At 64.4% G+C, this 3,387-nt stretch carries 2 protein-coding genes; both read right to left on the minus strand.

Features of this window, described 5'->3' with window-relative positions; translation table 11 throughout:
• Nucleotides 1-226 precede the first annotated feature (226 nt).
• Nucleotides 227-1,273: a replication initiation protein gene (locus KPL59_RS13085; protein WP_226360937.1), complete on the minus strand. Its 1,047-nt coding sequence runs from the start codon at nucleotides 1,271-1,273 to the stop codon at nucleotides 227-229.
• An 851-nt stretch (nucleotides 1,274-2,124) separates the two neighbouring features.
• Entirely contained in the window at nucleotides 2,125-2,694 is a 570-nt protein-coding gene (locus tag KPL59_RS13090) for a hypothetical protein (protein WP_226360936.1), read from the minus strand.
• Nucleotides 2,695-3,387: the final 693 nt, after the last annotated feature.

The following is a 3,387-nucleotide window of genomic DNA, read 5'->3' on the forward strand; positions in this document are numbered from 1 at the left end:
AGGAGGCAGCCGACAGTGCCGATGCTGTCGCCGGTGCGGTCGGCGATCTCTCGGTAGGTGAGCCCTTGAAGGCGAAGCTTCACAGCTAGCGAGCGGCGCGCCTTGGCTCGTCGCTCGTATTCAGGACGCGGCTCAGCGACCATCGCGCGGACGGTTCGAGGAGTCACGCCAAATTCATCCGCTATTTCGCGGGCGGTTCTAGTGCGGCGCGCTGGAGTTCGGGCCGTCATCGCGAAGCTGCCGCTTGAATCCCGGCATGGAGCAAACGAGACTCTTCCGATCGACTCTGTCCACGGATTCGGCCGCCGATGAGTCCGCCGTTGCGTCCGGAGCCTTTGCGTCCGCGCGCTGCTTGGATGGCGGAGAATGCTGCGTCGTAGGCGGCGGGGCCGTCGTTCCACATGCGGGAGTAGTTGATCGTCCAGTCCGAGATGGACTGGGAGATGTGGCCGAGTTCGTTCCCGCCGAGGGGGATCGGGAAATCGGCGTTGAGGATCGCGACGTGTTTGGCGACAGCGGCGCGGTAGCCCTCGGCGTCGCCCCAGTGGTGCCGCATTTCGCGGTAGGCGAAGCGGCGGACCATGTGGAACAGGGTTTCGTTACGGGAGTAGCCGACGGGTTCGCGGCGGCGTTGGTTGTGCCAGCCCCGGCCGGGCATGTGTCCGGCGGCGGTCAGGATCGCCCCGAACTGGTTGAGGGTGGAGGTTTTGTCGTGGAGGAAGTGGGTGATCCAGCGGGAGTGGAACGGGTTTTTGATCAGCCGCCCGGGATAGGACGGGTCCCCGCCGACGGCGCGTCGAAGTGCTTCTTCGATGGAGAGGCCGTAGCGGACCGCGCGGCGTGATCCGTAGTTGGTGACGTTGATCGGTGTCGTGATGCCGAACCCGGCGTGGGCGTGGCCGTTGACGGCGTTCTCGATGATCACGTTCGGCATCGGGTGGCTGTCGACGGTGGAGACCATCCGCAGGACCGCGTCGGCGCTGTCGCCGTCGATGCCGATCAACCCCCACACCTGCTTGGGGTGCAGCTCGACGTGCATCCGGGTCATCGCCTCCTCCCTGGTCTGCCGCCACACGCCGTCGTCGAACTCGTCCGCGGCGAGTGGGTACCGCGACGTCCACAAACGCCCCCAGATCGCCGTAGCCGCCTCAAACGGCAGACCCCCGACTAGGTAGCCCGGGGGATCAAACGGGGCCTCACAGAGGCTCTCAGAGCCCCGGGAACCGGCATCGGGAACAGCGCCGGGGGGAACCCACAGGTCAGAGCCGGTCATCCGGGGGAACTCCTCACCACCGCCGCAAGGGGGGCGCGGTGCCGGTCTAGGGCGTTGAGCTTCGCCCTGTGTTGTCTCCGGCCGCTGACGCGGCCGGAGGGGGCGGGCTCGCTCGCGCTCACCCGAAACTCTGACTTGGTTGTCTAGATTCCGACTTACATATTTCCAGGTCACACGCCCGTATGTCGCGTACCCCCAGGTCAGACGGGCGTGTCATCCCACCCGACCGGCCTCCGACCAGACACCGCCACCCCAAGATCAACAGCCACCACACCTATGCATCATCTGATGATCACCGGGCCGGGTGCCGGTCCCGCGCAGACGCTTCACTCCCGGACGCCCCCCCCCCCCCCCCCCCCCCCCCCGGGAGGACGGCCACGGCCCCGCCTGCGGCGGAGCGCAGCGAGCTAGACACTTAGCCCGGCTAAGTGGGTATCGCAAAAGCCGGGGTCCCGCAGGGCGGGTCGCTGCGCTGAGCCGAACAACCCCGGGCTGCCGCGCCGCTTCCGGTCCTCACCCGCCGGGGCGGGCTCCGGTCCGGATCGACTTGCCCACGACCAGATACAGACTTCGAGGGCTACACGCGGAGACCGCGAACACCGCTATTCGCTTTCCTTCGACATCTCACGCCTGGCCCGCCGCTTCTTTATCGCACGCACGATTGTGAGCGTCAGAATTACTCCAACTTGCATATGGAACATTCCCTGCTTCCATAGGACGTGAATATTTCCGACCACGAACTGAGTGCATACCCAGATCGCCAGGCCAAGCCATGCCCCACGAAGAGCAAAGGAAAGCCGCTTCACCACTTCATGTTCAGAAATGCCATTCTGCATACCTGCGCTCCCAGATCAGCACGCCGCTACAGCGCCCGTAAGCCCGCCGCCGATCCCACCACCAACAGCACCAATAGCTCCTCCGGGGACGGAACCGGCAATAGGAATCGTCACTGCCCCCACAGCAGCCCCGCCAAGCCCAACCGTCGTCGCCCCAGAGACAGCGCCACCAGCAATACCGGCAGCGCACTTCCCCCAGTCCTTCCACCACCCATAGGGAACAGCTTTGTCTCCTGGACTCTGATCATGAGATGACGGATTGACGATCACTCGAACGACCGAAGGAGACACCAGTTCATACTGCAAACGCACAGTCCCACGCTGATCGCTCGAAGCCGTCGAGGGGAGAGTTTCGAGAGTGTCGTTCCCGAGCTTCAGGGTTGTAACACTTCCCTGCTTTACGAAATGAACTTCAGGCGACACTTTCAGCAGCAACGTTTCGCCATCAGCCTGTGCCGTGTAAGTAAAATGATCCGGACTGGGCGACAGTGATGCAAAGCTACTGCCAACCTCGGCCGCCCCCTCGGCGAAATGCGCAGATTCAGCCGAAGCGATCCCCGTAGCCGACCCCATCGCAACAGCCACAGCCAACACGGTCCCGATAACACGGGACGCACACGCGAACCTCTTCGTTCCCATGACCGCATGCGAACACGCCCCCCCCCACTGGTCAAGAACCACTACCAGCAGCAATCACACGAACACGCTCAGCACACTACGCACTACGGACAGATACGCCCAAATCAACCCAAACCGCCCACCCTCGCCGCAGTCAGTTGACCTTGACCTTGACCTTCCTTCTCTCAAAGCATGGAACTACGTACTGATGATCATGGCCGCTCCGCGACCACCCTCCCGGTGGGTCGGGCTGGCGCCCGACACCTCGACCGGCCGTCAGCGAAGCAGGGTGGTTGAGGTGTCGGGCGCCAGCCCGACCCACCGGGCACCACCACCACAGGTCCACCCGCCATAACCGACCGGACCCACCCCAGAAGCGCGTCAATGCCGCTTCTCAGGCGCTTCCAGCCAGTTCAAAGCCCCATCAAAGCCGATCAGCGCCGCGCCTCACCCGCTCCCGGCGGCCGCCACGCGGCCACCAGCCCGGCACGACGACCCGAGAGCCCCCAGGCCCGAACCCCCGGAGATGGTCTATGCAAATCCGGGGAAATCCGAGCCGATAATAAGCCAATCCGGGACAGCAGATGATCTTCAACGCTGAGCTCGGGCACCGGACCCGACGATGCCCAACCCTCACGACAGCACCGCACCGCACCTAAC

It is taken from the genome of Pseudonocardia sp. ICBG1142, from assembly GCF_020496255.1.
Taxonomy (GTDB): domain Bacteria; phylum Actinomycetota; class Actinomycetes; order Mycobacteriales; family Pseudonocardiaceae; genus Pseudonocardia.

Coding starts and splice junctions, on each gene's coding strand:
- KPL59_RS13085 (WP_226360937.1), bottom strand. CDS start 1,273: ATGACCGGCTCTGACCTGTGGGTTCCCCCCGGCGCTGTTCCCGATGCC.